Origin of the sequence: Rhodococcus sp. KRD162, from assembly GCF_017168335.1 — a bacterium.
Classification (GTDB): Bacteria; Actinomycetota; Actinomycetes; order Mycobacteriales; family Mycobacteriaceae; genus Rhodococcoides.
The window spans coordinates 65,668-80,445 of the sequence record NZ_JABFAU010000005.1; the positions used below are offsets into that span (position 1 = coordinate 65,668).

Below are 14,778 nucleotides of genomic sequence, written 5' to 3' on the forward strand. Positions count from 1 at the left end.
GCCCTGCAGCTGTTCTCGCACCCGTGGATCGAGCCCGATCGGAGCGGCGGGTCACGTCGACGGCCGATCCTTCGAGGCTCCGCGGCCGCTGGCAGCACCGAAATCGGTCTTCGAGCGAAGCGCATCCAGAATCGGTCCACCCAGCATCGTCACATCACCGGCACCCATCGTGATCACCACGTCACCGGGGACACAGAGATGAGCGACCTGTTTGGCCACCAAGGACAGATCAGGCTGATAATTCACCGGTTTGGTCACCGCAGCGGCCACCAGCGCACCGGTCACGCCCGGGAGCGGCTCCTCCCGCGCACCGAACACGTCGAGCACAACGATCTCGTCGGCCAACGACAATGCTGCCCCGAACTCCTCGGCGAACGTCGCGGTTCGCGAGTAGAGGTGAGGCTGGAACACCACCACCACCCGCCCGTGTTGCTGGCCGGCGACCAATGCCTGAGCTGCAGTGAGCACCGCGCGAACCTCGGTGGGGTGGTGCGCGTAGTCGTCGAAGACGCGGACGCCGTGCTCTCGCCCGGTGAACTGGAAACGCCGATGGACACCGCCGAACCCGGTGAGACCGGCCAGCACTTCCTCGATCCCGGCACCGACCTGACGCGCCGCGACGAACGCAGCCAACGCATTGAGCGCGGTGTGCCGCCCCGGAACGCCGAGCCGTACGGTACGCGCTGCATCTTCACCCGCGATCTGCAGCTGAGCGACACCACCGACATCCTCGGGAACCCACGACAACAGCCGAACGGCCATCTCGACCGGCCCCGCATCGACCTCGGACGACCCGTAACCGAGCACCCTCACGCCGGGCATGTTTCGCTCCACCACTCGGCGAGCCAACGCTGCCGAGCCGGGATCGTCCATGCACGCCACCAGCACACCGCCCGGACCGAGGAGGGCGGCGAAGTCGTCGAACACCTGCACGTACGCCTCGGTGGTGCCGAAGAAGTCCAGATGGTCGGCCTCGATATTGGTCACGATGATGACGTTGGCGGTGTACTGCAGCAGTGAGCCGTCGCTCTCGTCCGCCTCGGCGACGAACACGTCACCACTGCCGTGATGGGCATTGGTCCCGGCCTCGTTGAGCTCTCCCCCGACGGCGAACGACGGATCGAACCCGCAATGCTGGAGCGCCACGATCAGCATCGAGGTCGTGGACGTCTTCCCGTGGGTACCCGAGACCAACAGCGTGCGGTACCCCTGCATCAGCGAGGACAGCACCGCAGGCCGCAGCACCACCGGGATTCCGCGTTCGCGGGCTTCGACGAGTTCAGGATTGGTCTGAGGAATCGCAGCGTGCGTCGTCACCACGACCGAGGGGCCACCGTCGATCATGTCGAGGGCACTGGCATCGTGACCGACTCGAACCTGGGCACCTCGTGCGCGCAGCGCGAGTACACCTCGTGATTCCTTGGCGTCCGATCCCGAGACCTGACCGCCGCGAGCCAGCAGAATCCGGGCGATCCCGGACATACCGGCACCCCCGATCCCCACCATGTGCACTCGTTCGAGCTCCGCCGGCAAATCCGACATCGCCCCACCATCACTTGTCACGCGGACGTCTCCCTCGTTCTCTTCGCATGCTCGACGCCGCCCGGATCAGCGCCGCGCCGCGAGCGCAGTATCGAGCACGATCTGCGCGACGGCGGCCGCTGCACCCTTGTGCCCAGCGGCTGCCGCAGCTGCGGACATGGTGGCAATTGTCTCGGTGTCGGCCAGCATTGCGACCACCGTATCGCTCACGTACTGCACGGTCAGTGTCGCGTCGGATACCAGGATGCCACCTCCGGCGTCGACGACCGGGCGGGCGTTGAGTTCCTGCTCACCGTTGCCGTGCGGCAACGGGACGTAGACGGCGGGCAGACCGGTTGCCGATACCTCCGCGACCGTCATCGCCCCGGACCGACAGATCGCCATGTCTGCGGCCGCGTACGCCAGATCCATCTGGTCGATGTACGGCAAGGCGACGTAGGGCGCGTCGGGGTTGCTCTGTTCGACGGCGAGTGTGTTCTTGGGTCCATGCGCATGCAGGACCGAAATGCCGGCACCGGCGAGGGCACGGGAGGCGCCCGACACCGCGTCGTTGAGCGACCGGGCTCCCTGCGAACCGCCGAACACCAGCAGCACAGGGCCCTTCTCGGGAAGACCGAAGTGCGCTCGGGCCCGCGCACGCAGCTTCGCTCGGTCGAGACCGGTAATGGTGGGACGCACCGGGATTCCGATCACCTCCGCGTCCGCGCGGCCGCGCGCGGTGATGCCCGACCCGGCCACGGCGGCGAGTACCCGCTCGGCAGAGCGGGCACCGACTTTGTTCGCGATGCCGGCCCTGGCATTGGCCTCGTGAATGACCACCGGAATTCGGCCACCACGGCCGAGCACTCGACCGCGCGCCGCGAGGTAGGCAGGCAACGCGATGTAGCCACCGAACCCGACGAGCACATCGGCCTCGACGGCCGCGAAGATCTCCCTGGTTCTGCGCACCGATCGCGCAACCCGAATCGGCAGTTTCAGCAGATCGAGCGTGGGTTTACGCGGCAGCGGAACAGGCGGAATGAGTTCGAGGGCATACCCACGGGCGGGAACGAGCGTCGTCTCCAACCCTCGACTGCTCCCGAGGGCAGTGACGGTGACGGTGGGATCGAGGACGCGCAGGGCATCGGCCACAGCGAGCGCAGGCTCGATGTGCCCGGCCGTTCCGCCCCCGGCAACCACTACGGAAATCGGTCGAGAAGTGTGCTTCACCGTCGATATCCTCGCTCACCGGAGCGGACGGCCGGGCGACCGGGTTGCGGTTCCGGACGGGGCCTGCGGGGCGACCGAGCCCCGGCGAGGTATTCGGCACCGGCCTCGCGCCGCTGCGGATCGGCTCGGCGAGCCGCGTCCGTCCGGTATCCGGCCGAGGTCGGCGAGCCGGCCCGCGAACTGGATGCGCGGGTGCGTGGCGTCTCGGTGGCACGCGCACCTGCACCGGGCTTGCCCTTGCCGTTGCCCTTGCCCTTGCCCTTGCCATTGCCCTTGCGGGACTCGAGCCGCTTGCGGTCCTGTGCTGCGAGAGTGGGCCGAGTGGACTTCGAGCGCGCCATCGCTGCTCGTTTGGGCGAGAAGACGGCGGGCAACGGCAACCGGAGAGCGCGCGCGATGCGGCCCTCTTGCCCTGCATGCAACGCCGCGATGGCCTCCGGTTCGTGCCGGGCCGCGCTCGCGATGATGCCGAACATGAGCAGGGTGATCGCGGTCGACGTGCCGCCGTAGGACACCAACGGCAACTGCAGACCGGTCACCGGGAGCAGGCCGACGACGTAGCCGATATTGATCATGGCCTGACCGAACACCCAGCACGTGGCACCGGCGGTCAACAAGCGCAGGAACGGGTCAACCGAGCGCATGGCGATGCGCAGGCCCGTGTACACGAAGAGTCCGAAAAGTCCGATGACCGCGAGGCAGCCGATCGTCCCGAGTTCTTCACCGATGATGGCGAAGATGAAGTCGTTGTGCGCGTTGGGCAGGTAGCTCCACTTCGCGCGGCTCTGGCCGAGTCCTCGGCCGAACAGTCCGCCATCGGCGAGCGAGTATTTGGCCTGTGTGGACTGGTAAGACAGGCCCTGGGTGTCGTCGCCCGGGTTCAGCCAGGCCTTGACGCGATTGGATCGGTAACCGGCAGTGAACGCGAGCACCGTTGCCAGAGCCAGACCGGTCATCAGAACCGCACCGAACAGCCGGGCATTGAGGCCGGCGAACCACAGCAACGCCACCAAGATGATGCCGAGGGCAATCGCGGTACTCAGGTTCGGCTGCAAGACAACCAGCAGACACATCAGCAGACCCGCAGGCAGCAGCGGCACCAGCAACGACTTGATGTTGCCGTGTTCACTGCGCCGCGAGGCCAGCAAGTGCGCACCCCACAACACCAGCGCAACTTTCGCCAGTTCGGAGGGCTGGAACGAGACGACACCGAAGTCGAACCATCGCCTCGCACCCTGCCGTTCGGCACCGATGCCGGGAATCAACACGAGCATCAGCATGGTGATCGAGACCAGGAACAGCGGGAACGAGAGCTTCCGGAGATAACGGACCGGCAACCGAAGTGCGGTGTAGAAGGCGACGGCACCGAGCGCCACGCCGATCAACTGCTGGGTGAACAGGGCGTACCCGGATTCGTCGGCCGCAAAGGATTCGGCGGACGACGCGGACAGCACCATCACCAGACCCAACACCGTCAGCAGTACCGCGATGGTGACGATGAGGTGGAACGACGCCAACGGCCGGCCCAGCCACAACCCGATTCGAGTGCGCGGCGCAGCGGTCCGACGTGGTGAACGAGGCGGCTGTCCGGTAGTGGTCACGAGCGCGTCGATCCGATGTCGGCGGCCTCGAGCCGCAGCACCGACTCGGCGAAGCTGCGGCCGCGGTGGCCGTAATCGACGAACATGTCCAGTGATGCCGCCGCGGGGGCCAACAGCACGGTATCCCCCGGCGCAGCGCGCCGAGCCGCGTGGTCGACGACCGCCCGCATCACCGCATCAGCATCTTCAGCACCATGAGTCACACCAGCATCGTCTCCCGAAGGGAGCCTGACAACGGGAACATCGGGCGCGTGTCGCGCCAAAGCCTCTGCGATCTGCATCCCATCACGGCCGAGAACGACCGCAGCCACGAGCCGATCGGCGATCTCGACCACCAAGTCGTCGATCACCGCGCCCTTCAACAAACCACCGGCGATCCACACCACCCGCTCGTGCGCCAGGATCGACGACCGCGCCGCGTGCGGGTTGGTCGCCTTCGAATCGTCGACGAACGTCACGCCGGCGAGTTCGCGCACCACCGCAGCCCGATGGGGCCCCACCCGATAGCTCTGCAAACCGGCCTGCACCGCGTCGGCCTGCACCCCGATCGAACGAACGAGCGCGCTCGCAGCGAGCGCATCCAGAACCCCCGACGGTCCGCTCGGCTCGACATCGTCGGCCGCGATCAGATCCACGTCGACACCGAAAGCGTTGTCCACCAGCACACCCCCGCGCACACCCAGCTCACCCGAGGCCGGCTCCCCGAGCCGGAACCCGACAACCGTCGGAGCAGGTGCCTCAGCCGAAAGACTCGAAGCCCTGGCATCGTCGAGACCCACGACGGCAACATCACCGGTCAAGGCACGCGCTTTGGCCGAGACGTACCCGTCCATACCGCCGTGCCAGTCCAGATGATCCTCGGCGATGTTCAGAACCACACCCGCCGCCGGGCGCACCGACGGGGCCCAGAACAACTGGAACGAGGACAGTTCCACGGCGAGAACACTCGGGTGCGGGGTACGACGCACGGCGTCGGCGATGGGGAGTCCGATGTTGCCGCAGGCCACCGACTCGATCCCGGCTGCCTCCAGAATCGACGCCACCATCGAGGTCGTCGTCGTCTTTCCGTTGGTTCCGGTCACCACCAGCCAGCGCGTCCGGGGGCCGTACAACTCGGCCAGGTCTACCTGCCACGACAGTTCCACATCTCCCCACACCGGAATTCCCTGTTCGGCAGCAGCCGCCAAGACCGGTGAGTCGGGACGGAAACCGGGACTGGTGACGACGAGAGAGAACTCGGCGATCGCCGAGGCATCGGAGAGCAGTTCGTCCTGCAGCACCACCGCCGCTCCGCGATTCGCCGCCTCGTCGAGGGCAGTGCGATCGGAATCGGTGACGGTGACGACAGCTCCGAGATCGAGCAAGGGCTGCACGACGGCGAGCCCGGAGACTCGCGCACCGGTGACCAACACCGAGCTACCGCGCAACCAGGTCAGATCGGTCGATGACTGCGCCATGCCCTACCCGCCGACAGCAGCGAGGTACTCGCTGTAGAACAGGGCAAGACCGACCGCCGACGCGATGGCGGCCAGCAACCAGAACCGGATGATCACCGTCGTCTCGGCCCATCCCGCCAATTCGAAATGATGATGGAACGGTGCCATGCGGAATACGCGTCGGCGACTGGATCGGAACACCGCGACCTGAATGACCACCGACGCGGCCTCGGCGACGAACAGTGCACCGATGACCACCATGATCAGCTCCGTCTTGGTGACCACCGACAGTCCCGCGATGAGGCCGCCGAGAGCCAACGAACCGGTATCGCCCATGAATATCTTGGCCGGAGCGGCGTTCCACCACAGGAATCCGATGCATGCGCCCGCAGCGGAGGCACAGACCAGCGCCAGGTCGAGCGGATCTCGAACGTCGTAGCACCCGGGGGCAGGCCCGGCGGGGCCTGCGCACGCCTGCCGGTATTGCCAGAACGTGATGACCGTGTACGCGCCGAGCACCAGCGTCATCGACCCGGCGGCGAGGCCGTCGAGCCCATCGGTGAGGTTGACCGAGTTGGACCACGCGATCACCAGCAAGCAGACGAAGAGCACGAACACGACAGCCGACATGGACCAGGTGGCGATGTCGCGGACGTAGGACAGCTGGGTGCTGCCAGGGGTGAGCCCGCTGTCGCTGCGGAACTGCAGAACCAGGATGGCGAAGAGCACCGCAGCGGTTATCTGGCCGACATACTTGCCGGTGGCGTTCAGGCCCAGGTTGCGCTGCTTGCGAATCTTGATGAAGTCGTCGAGAAACCCGACGAGTCCGAGCACCGTGGTCAGTCCGAGAACGAGCAGGGCAGAGGCCGACGGACCGTCGGCGTCGTATCCGATTCCGATCAGGTGCGAGCCCCAGTAGCCGGCCCAGAGGCCGACGAGAATCGCGACGCCGCCCATCGTCGGAGTGCCGCGCTTGGACTGGTGACTGGCGGGACCCTCCACGCGAATCTCTTGACCGAAGCCCTGTTTCGAGAACGCTTTGATCAGCACAGGCGTCAGCAGGATCGCGACGGCCAGTGCGATGCCGCCGGCGAACAGGATCTGCCTCACTGCTCACCCTCCGCGGTGGCTGCGACGGCACTCGACACCTCGGCCAGCAGAGCGTCCGCGACGGTCCACAGAGCACCGGACTGCGAGGCCTTCACGAGAACGATGTCGCCGGGACGTACCTCCTCGCGCAGCACGTCGATCGCGGTCTCGCGATCGGGTACCAGCATCGACTCCTCGCCCCAGGAACCTTCCATGACCGCACCCTGATGCAACGCCCGAGTGGGACGTCCGGTGTCGACGATGATCAGCCGATCGACGTCGAGTCGAACAGCGAGCCGACCGATCGCGTCGTGCTCGACCACCGAGTCCGCCCCCAGCTCACCCATCTCACCGAGCACTGCCCAGCTGCGACGCTTGTGCCCGTCGTCCCGGCGTGACATCGACACCAACGCCTTGAGTGCAGCCCGCATCGAATCCGGATTGGCGTTGTAGGAGTCGTTGACGACGGTGACCCCGTCGGCGCGGGTACGCACGTCCATCCGCCGGATCGACGTCGGAGCTGCAGCCGCCAATGCGTCGGCCACCTGGCTGAGCGTCGCTCCGCATTCGAGTGCGACCGCCGCAGCGGCGAGCGCGTTTCCGACCTGATGTTCACCGTGCACTGCCAACGTGATCGGTACCGATCCTGCCGCGCATTCGAGCGTGAACGACGCCCGGGCGTCGGCGTCGACCCGAACGTCGACAGCCCTGATGTCGGCATCGGCACTCTGACCCACTGTGACGACCGATGCCGTTGTGCGCGTTGCCATCTCGGCAACGAGTCGATCGTCGGCATTGAGGATCGCCACTCCCCCGTCCGCGGCGCTCGGGAGGGCTTCGACGAGTTCCCCCTTCGCCAGCGCGATCGCGGCACGCGATCCGAACTCGCCCAGGTGCGCGGTGCCCACGTTGAGCACCACCCCGATACGCGGCGGTGCGAGGGCGGCGAGTTCGGCGATGTGGCCGATTCCTCTGGCGGACAACTCGAGACAGAGGAAGTCGGTCTCGGCGTCTGCGCGCAGAGCCGTCCACGGATGGCCGAGTTCGTTGTTGAACGATCCGGGAGGTGCCACCACCGAGCCGAGCGGTGCCAGTACCGCCGAGATCAGGTCTTTGGTGGAGGTCTTCCCCGAGGATCCGGTCACGCCGACGACGGTCAGCCCGTGCTGAGCGGTGAGTTCGAGCACCGACTCCCTCGCCAGCGCACCGAGTGCGGTCAAGACCGCCGATCCTGAGCCGTCGGGATCGTGTTCGAGAGCCATGGCGCGGCTCTCGTGCGGAACCGGACGCACCACGACGGCAGGTACCCCGACAGGTCGTGCGGCGAGCACCAGCGCCGCACCGGCGGCAACCGCATCGGGTGCGTGCTCGTGGCCATCCACCTTGGCTCCGGGCAGAGCGAGAAAGACGCTGCCGGGGGTGACCTTCCGTGAATCGAACTCCACCGGACCTGGCACGAGGACCGTCGGATCCGGTACCTCGTGCACGGTGCCGCCGACTATCTCGGCGATGCGGCCGATCGACAGCGGAATCACCGCGTACCTGCACTCGCGGTGAACAGCCGAGCGTCGATCGCCGAGGCGAGCTCCACCCGGTCGTCGAACGGGTGCTTCACCCCGGCCACCTCCTGGCCGGTCTCGTGCCCTTTACCTGCGATCAACACAACATCCCCCTCGCGTGCCCACTCCACGGCCTGCTCGATCGCCGCTGCGCGGCCTGCCACATTCCGGACCTCGCCACGTGCGTCCGCCGGCACCGACAGTGCGCCGTCCTCCACTGCCCGCCGAATGACGGCGGGATCCTCGCTGCGTGGGTTGTCGTCGGTCACCACCAGCAGATCGGCACCACGTGCCCCGGCCGCACCCATGAGCGGCCGCTTCGCGGTGTCGCGGTCTCCGCCTGCACCGAGTACCACGGCGATCCGGCCACGGGAGGATTCACGCAACGTGGCCAGTACGGCCTCGACGGCCGCAGGCTTGTGGGCGTAGTCGACAACGGCCACGAAATTCTGTCCCCGATCGATGCGCTGTACGCGTCCTGGCACATCGACCGCCGCAAGCCCGGCCGCCGCCATCGGCGCATCCACTCCGGCTGCGGCGCACGTCGCCAGCGCCAGCACGCTGTTCGAGACGTTGTATCGCCCCGGGAGCCGGACCGAGACCGGCAGCTTCTCACCGTGCGGGTCGGTAACGACGAAGGACTGCGTGCCGTCGTCGTGTTTGGCCCAATCCGAGACCGACCAGTTCGAGTCGTCACCGGTAGAGGCGGTGACCACGGTCGATCCGGCCGCGCGAGCGATCTCTGCCATACGGAGCCCCCACGAATCGTCCACGCAGACGACAGCGGTCTCGGCCCGCACAGCCGAGTCGGCGGCGAACAATCGACTCTTGGCCAGGAAGTAGTCCTCCAGGGAACCATGGAAATCGAGATGATCCTGAGACAGATTGGTGAACGCTCCGACGGCGAAGCAGGTGCCGTCCACCCGCCCCAGCGACAGCGCGTGGGAGGACACCTCCATCACCACGGTATCGACGCCCTGTTCCACCATGACCGCGAAGAGCGCGTGCAACTGTGGTGCCTCGGGGGTAGTGAGAGCGCTCGGCACGTGCCGACCTGCCACGCGCGTTTCGATCGTGCCGATCAACCCACAACGCCGACCCGCAGCGGTCAGGCCGGCCTCGATGAGATACGAGGTCGTCGTCTTCCCCGATGTACCGGTGATCCCGATGACGGTCATCTTCGACGAGGGGTTGCCGTAGATCAGCGCTGAGGCTGTTCCCAGTATTTCCCGTGGGCGATCGTGCACGAGCACCGGAACCTGGCGTTCCGTGGCTGCGCATACGCGCCGGACTATGTCGAGCCCGTCGGGGTCGGTGAGAACGGCCACCGCGCCGCGATCGACCGCGTCGGCGGCGAACTCTGCACCGTGACGACTCGATCCGGGCAGTGCCGCGAAGAGATCGCCGGGCAGGACGGACTGTGCTCGCAAATCGATACCGGTCACCGATACGCCCGCGGGGTCGCCGGCCCCGATCACGGCACCGGATGCAGACGCCACCTGAAGAACCTCGGTGTGCGGTGGCTGCGCCGGACGTGAACCCGGAGCCGGACGTGAATCCGATGAAACAGTCACTCCTGCTCCCTTCCTCTATGCTGCCGGCCGCGCACCTGCGCCGACTCGATCGCGCAGTGCTGCGGCGGCGGCCGAACGAACGAGTCCGAACCGATGTGTCAGATTACCGGCGGCCGGGACGTCGATGTCGCCACCCCGACCCACCGCACGTCGACAATCGGACTCAGTCCGCCTGCAGCACCAGCTTGGGGCCGGGGTCTGCGGACATGGGCACACTGTCCCGCTGGAGCATCCAGCTGGCGATGTTGTGGAACAGGGGTGCTGCCGATTGCCCGCCGGAGCCGTCGGCGCTGCGCGTCGGGGCGTCGAGCATGATCCCGATCACATAGCGGGGATCGTCGGCGGGCGCGATACCCGCGAAGGTGATCCAGTACTTCGAGTTCGAGTAGCACTTGCACTCCGGGTCCACCTGCTGCGCCGTACCGGTCTTTCCACTGATCTGATACCCCTCGACACCGGCGGCGACCCCGGTGCCGCGCTGATTGCCCGTGTCGTCCTGGGTGACGGATCGAAACATGTTCCGGACCGTCTTCGCGGTCTGTGGGCTCACCACGTACACGCCGTCCGGCCGCTCGGTCTCGGTCCGCTGACCGTTGGCGTCCACGGTCGCCTCGATGATCCGGGGTGGGATGCGGATTCCGTCGTTGGCGATGGCCTGGTACATCCCGGTCATCTGCAGCAGTGTCATCGACAATCCCTGCCCGATCGGGAGGTTGGCGAACGTACCGCCCGACCACTGATCGCGGCTCGGCACGCTTCCTGCGCTCTCGTTGGGCAGACCGACATCACTGCGCTGGCCCAGGCCGAATCTGTTCAGCATGTCGGCATAGCGATCCTCGCCGACGCGTTGCGCCAGCATCAGGGTGCCGACGTTGGAGGATTTACCGAATACGCCGGTAGTGGTGTACGGCGCGACACCGTGGTCCCAGGCGTCCTTGACGGTCACCCCGGACATGAAGATGCTGCCCGGAACCTGCAGCACCTCGTCGGGTGTGGTGAGCCCGTTCTCGATGGCCGCGGCAGCAGTGATGATCTTGTTCACCGATCCCGGCTCGAACGGGGTGGTGACAGGCAGATTGCCCATCTGCTTGTTGCGGTCGTTGTTGCCGACACCGATACCTGCGTTGAAGGTGTTGTCGTTCGACATCGCCAGCACCTCGCCGGTACGCGAATCCTGCACGTACGCCGATGCGTCCTTGGCTCCGGACAGGTCCTTCGCCAGTTGAACCTGCTGTTGTACGTAGTACTGAAGATCGGCATCGATGGTCAGCTCGACGCTGGAACCGTTGACGGCGGGCTGCTTGTCTCGCCAACTGCCGGGAATGACGGCACCGTCGGAACCGCGGTCGTAGGTCTGCGATCCGTCGGTTCCAGCCAAGGTTGCGTCGAGGGAATCCTCCAGACCGAGCAGACCGTGTCCGTCCCACCCGGTGGCACCGACGATGTTCGCGGCCAGAGACCCGCCCGGATACTCGCGGATGTCCTGTCGCTCCAGACCGACCTGCCTGAAATCAGCACTGATCTTCGACGCGATGGTGGCATCGACACCACGTGCCAGATAGGTGAATTCGTCATCGCTGTTCAGCTTCGCAAGCAGATCCTTCTCGCTGATCACATCGCCGAGATCGCTGTGGATACGCGCCGCGATGTCCTCGAGATACTGCTCCGTCTCCGGTTGGGTTGGATCCGCCGCTCTGGCCTCGTCGAGTTCCCTACGTACTCGAACAGGCTGGAATGTCAGCGCTTTCGCTTCCATCGTGAACGCGATCGGATTTCCGTTGCGATCGAGAATGGACCCGCGCAACGCGGGATCGACGATCGTGGTGGTGCGCTGCGAGGCCGACTCGGCCGACAGCCTGGGGCCGTCGACTCCCTGAATCCACAGCAATTGGGCTGCTGCAACGATCAGCGCCGTGTACATCAGAATCCGCCCGGTTCCGTGACGGAACCGAAAGGTGGACGAGTCGAGACGCTTTCGGTTCGGTGGCCGACGGCGCGAAGCAGGCGTTGGCCTGGTCACTGCCCGTCACCCGCGGCGTCGTCGGTGGACGGAGCCGAGGGCGCGTCGACCGAAGGTGTTTCGCCCGAGGGAAGGCTCATGGGAACCAATTGTTCAGCAAGCGCGTCATTTCCAGCCCCATTGCCCGCACTCGGCGTGGCGGCGCGGGTATCGACCGTTCCCGAGGTCCGGTTGGGTTGCGAGGCACTGCGCGGAGTCAGTTGCTGCTGCGTTCCCGTAGCAGGCATCGCGGCCTCGCTCCCAGCGGCGTTCGTCACCGGGTCGAGCGGCGGCACCGGTGCGCCGTCGGCAGGGACCGGGGTGCCCACCACCTGCACACCGCCGTCTGCTCCGACGATCAGGCGCGGGGGATTCTTCGCCGGAACCATGCCGAGTCCAGCGGCCTTGCGAGCCAACTCGGTGGGTGATTCCGCCAACTCGATATCGCGCTGCAGAGATGCTCGCTGCTGGGCGAGTTCGGTGTTCACTGCCTTCGCTGCGCTCAGATCGTAGGAGTCGCCCGCAGACCGCGTGGTCAGCAGCAACGTCAAACCGAGACCGAGGGCAAGTAGGCCGATGATCAATGCGACGAACGGAATTCGCGCTGCGATAGCACTGCCGTCGATCGACCGACGTTGGCTGGAACCGCGGGCCGAATCCGAGGTGTGAATCGATGCGCGCTGCTGTCTGCGCTCGTACGCCCGAAGAGCCGCTCCGGATCGTCCACCGCGACGGCTGGTGGGTTCTGGGCCCGAAAGTGGACCCTGCGGAACGACATTGCGCCTGGAGGCTGGAACTCGACTGCGCTGTGTCCCGACAGATGCGCCTGGAACTGTCATTCCGCTCTCCTTGCAATCCGTTCGGCGGCGCGCAATCTCACCGGAGCCGAACGTGGGTTGACATCGATCTCTGCATCCGAGGCACGCTCGGCCCCTCTGGTCAGTAGCCGAAACTCCGGACCCATTCCGGGAAGCTCCACCGGCAATCCCTCCGGGCTACGGGACTTGATCCGAGGTGCCAACTCCTGCTTGACAACTCGATCTTCGAGCGATTGGTAGGACATGAAGACCACTCGGCCGCCGACGGCCAAGGCATCGAGCCCGGCGGGCACTGCGGCCTTCAACGAGTCCAGCTCGCCGTTGACCTCGATCCGCAGGGCCTGAAAAGTCCGCTTGGCCGGATGTCCGCCCGTACGCCGCGTCGCAGCAGGGATTGCGGCGTATAGCAGTTCCACCAACGGACCACTCGTCGTGAACGGGGTGTGCTCGCGTCGACGCAGCACCGCAGAGGCGATCTTGCCTGCGAACCGCTCTTCTCCGTATGTACTGAGCACGCGCGCGATATCGCCGTGCGAATACGTGTTGAGGATGTCGGCAGCGGTGATGCCCACCGTCGGATTCATCCGCATGTCCAGTGGGGCATCGACGGAGTACGCGAATCCACGCTCGGACTCGTCCAATTGCATCGACGACACCCCGAGATCGAACAGAATGGCGTGCACCGATCCGAGCGCCGGCAGCCCGGCCTCACCGAGCGCCTCTGCGATTCCGTCGTAAGTGTTGTGGACCAGCGTGATTCGATCCGAATAGGGAGACAACCGGGCACCCGCGAGTTCGAGCGCATCTGGATCGCGGTCGAGCCCGATCAAGTGCAGCTGCGGATAGGTACGCAGAAAGTGTTCGGAATGACCGCCGAGTCCGAGCGTCGCATCGATCATGACGGGCACGCTGTCGGCGGAATCGAGTGCAGGACCCAATAATTCGACCGCTCGCTCCAGTCGAACCGGAACGTGAACCGGAGCTTCGGATCGTTGGCGGGTTCGGTCGGCGGACGAGCTGCTCTCGTCCTTTCCGACGCCCTCCGTCATGGTTCCTCCCGGTCGTGCGTACGTACTTCTCGCCCGGGTCCGGGCCGTGCGGGTTGCCCATGGGCACCGTCACGAATGCTTCGAGGTCCCTGTCCGATAGGGAACCTGGCGTTGGGGAAGAACGTCAGGGTCCTGATCTGCGAAACCTGGCGTTGGGGAAGAACGTCAGGGTTCTGATCGGGCAGAGGCCTCGCTGCACTCGCAGGCGACCCAGGGCGGGTTACAAGATCCCTCCGAGGGATTCATCGAAAGCGTCGGAGAAATCCTGCTCGTTCTCAGCGGAGTAGCGGGCCCATGCCTCGTCGTTCCAGATTTCGATGAAATCCATCGAACCGATCACCACGCAGTTTCGCTCGAGCCCCGCGTAACGGCGGTGTTCGGCACTGATGGTGATGCGACCCTGTCCGTCCGGCCGCTGCTCGTCGGTTCCCGAGAAGAACTGACGCACATAGGCACGGGCTTTCGGGTTGGCACGAGACGCTGCCGTCAGCTTCCGAGACCGCTCGGCGAAGTCTGCCGCGGTGTAGACCGCGAGGCTGAAATCCTGCCCCTTGCTCACCATGACACCTCCCGCAAGCGCGTCTCGAAATTTGGCCGGCAACGTGAGTCGACCCTTGTCGTCGAGCTTCGGCGTGTAGGTACCGAGAAACACTCGCCACCTCCAGCCTCGACTCTCCGCTGCGGACCACTTTACCCCACTCTCCCCCACTTCGACCCATCCGTAGCCGAGAAATCTTGGGAACTTTCGTAAATCACCAGCTCAACGAACCTGGGGCAGCTTTATTTTGCAGCAAGACGCGCGAGGGGTGACACCTCGCACGATGGCACTCGAACGCTCGACACCCACCCTTTCGAGCGGTTCGGCCTGGCATTTTCCGTGGTGGTGGCGCACAGGCACGCCA

Annotated in this window: 11 protein-coding genes; all 11 read right to left on the reverse strand. The window is 65.9% G+C overall.

Going from position 1 to position 14,778, the window contains the following annotated elements; all coding sequences use genetic code 11:
- Positions 1-51 precede the first annotated feature (51 nt).
- The gene (murC, locus tag J1M87_RS08630) at positions 52-1,542 is read right to left on the reverse strand and encodes a UDP-N-acetylmuramate--L-alanine ligase (RefSeq protein WP_206489154.1); all 1,491 of its coding nucleotides are present in this window, start codon (positions 1,540-1,542) and stop codon (positions 52-54) included.
- Between the two features lie 66 nt (positions 1,543-1,608).
- The gene (gene murG / locus J1M87_RS08635) at positions 1,609-2,751 is read right to left on the reverse strand and encodes an undecaprenyldiphospho-muramoylpentapeptide beta-N-acetylglucosaminyltransferase (RefSeq protein ID WP_206489155.1); all 1,143 of its coding nucleotides are present in this window, start codon (positions 2,749-2,751) and stop codon (positions 1,609-1,611) included.
- Positions 2,748-4,352 (reverse strand): putative lipid II flippase FtsW, encoded by a 1,605-nt coding sequence (gene ftsW / locus J1M87_RS08640; RefSeq protein ID WP_206489156.1) that lies wholly within the window; start codon positions 4,350-4,352, stop codon positions 2,748-2,750. The genes murG and ftsW overlap by 4 nt, the downstream gene beginning before the upstream one ends.
- On the reverse strand, positions 4,349-5,809 hold the full coding sequence (murD, locus tag J1M87_RS08645; RefSeq protein ID WP_206489157.1) for a UDP-N-acetylmuramoyl-L-alanine--D-glutamate ligase: 1,461 nt from the start codon (positions 5,807-5,809) through the stop codon (positions 4,349-4,351). The genes ftsW and murD overlap by 4 nt, the downstream gene beginning before the upstream one ends.
- A 3-nt stretch (positions 5,810-5,812) precedes the next feature.
- The gene (gene mraY / locus J1M87_RS08650; protein WP_206489158.1) at positions 5,813-6,898 is read right to left on the reverse strand and encodes a phospho-N-acetylmuramoyl-pentapeptide-transferase; all 1,086 of its coding nucleotides are present in this window, start codon (positions 6,896-6,898) and stop codon (positions 5,813-5,815) included.
- Complete coding sequence (gene murF / locus J1M87_RS08655) at positions 6,895-8,412, reverse strand: UDP-N-acetylmuramoyl-tripeptide--D-alanyl-D-alanine ligase (protein ID WP_206489159.1); 1,518 nt, start codon at positions 8,410-8,412, stop codon at positions 6,895-6,897. The genes mraY and murF overlap by 4 nt, the downstream gene beginning before the upstream one ends.
- Positions 8,409-10,010: a UDP-N-acetylmuramoyl-L-alanyl-D-glutamate--2,6-diaminopimelate ligase gene (locus J1M87_RS08660; protein WP_206489160.1), complete on the reverse strand. Its 1,602-nt coding sequence runs from the start codon at positions 10,008-10,010 to the stop codon at positions 8,409-8,411. The genes murF and J1M87_RS08660 overlap by 4 nt, the downstream gene beginning before the upstream one ends.
- Before the next feature lie 163 nt (positions 10,011-10,173).
- Entirely contained in the window at positions 10,174-12,030 is a 1,857-nt protein-coding gene (locus tag J1M87_RS08665) for a penicillin-binding protein 2 (RefSeq protein WP_206489161.1), read from the reverse strand.
- The gene (locus J1M87_RS08670) at positions 12,027-12,848 is read right to left on the reverse strand and encodes a hypothetical protein (protein ID WP_241256616.1); all 822 of its coding nucleotides are present in this window, start codon (positions 12,846-12,848) and stop codon (positions 12,027-12,029) included. Before J1M87_RS08670 ends, J1M87_RS08665 begins: the two co-directional genes overlap by 4 nt.
- Positions 12,845-13,876 carry a 16S rRNA (cytosine(1402)-N(4))-methyltransferase RsmH gene (gene rsmH, locus J1M87_RS08675; protein WP_206489162.1) on the reverse strand — a complete coding sequence of 344 codons (1,032 nt, stop codon included), beginning with the start codon at positions 13,874-13,876 and terminating at the stop codon, positions 12,845-12,847. Before rsmH ends, J1M87_RS08670 begins: the two co-directional genes overlap by 4 nt.
- 220 nt (positions 13,877-14,096) lie before the next feature.
- A complete protein-coding gene (gene mraZ / locus J1M87_RS08680) occupies positions 14,097-14,528 on the reverse strand; it encodes a division/cell wall cluster transcriptional repressor MraZ (RefSeq protein WP_094679124.1) in 432 nt (143 codons plus the stop codon).
- Positions 14,529-14,778 lie beyond the last annotated feature (250 nt).

Bases quoted from the DNA above. Each gene is read 5' to 3' on its own strand.
- J1M87_RS08670 (WP_241256616.1), bottom strand. From the start codon at position 12,848: ATGACAGTTCCAGGCGCATCTGTCGGGACACAGCGCAGTCGAGTTCCA.
- rsmH (WP_206489162.1), bottom strand. From the start codon at position 13,876: ATGACGGAGGGCGTCGGAAAGGACGAGAGCAGCTCGTCCGCCGACCGA.
- murD (WP_206489157.1), bottom strand. From the start codon at position 5,809: ATGGCGCAGTCATCGACCGATCTGACCTGGTTGCGCGGTAGCTCGGTG.
- murC (WP_206489154.1), bottom strand. From the start codon at position 1,542: ATGTCGGATTTGCCGGCGGAGCTCGAACGAGTGCACATGGTGGGGATC.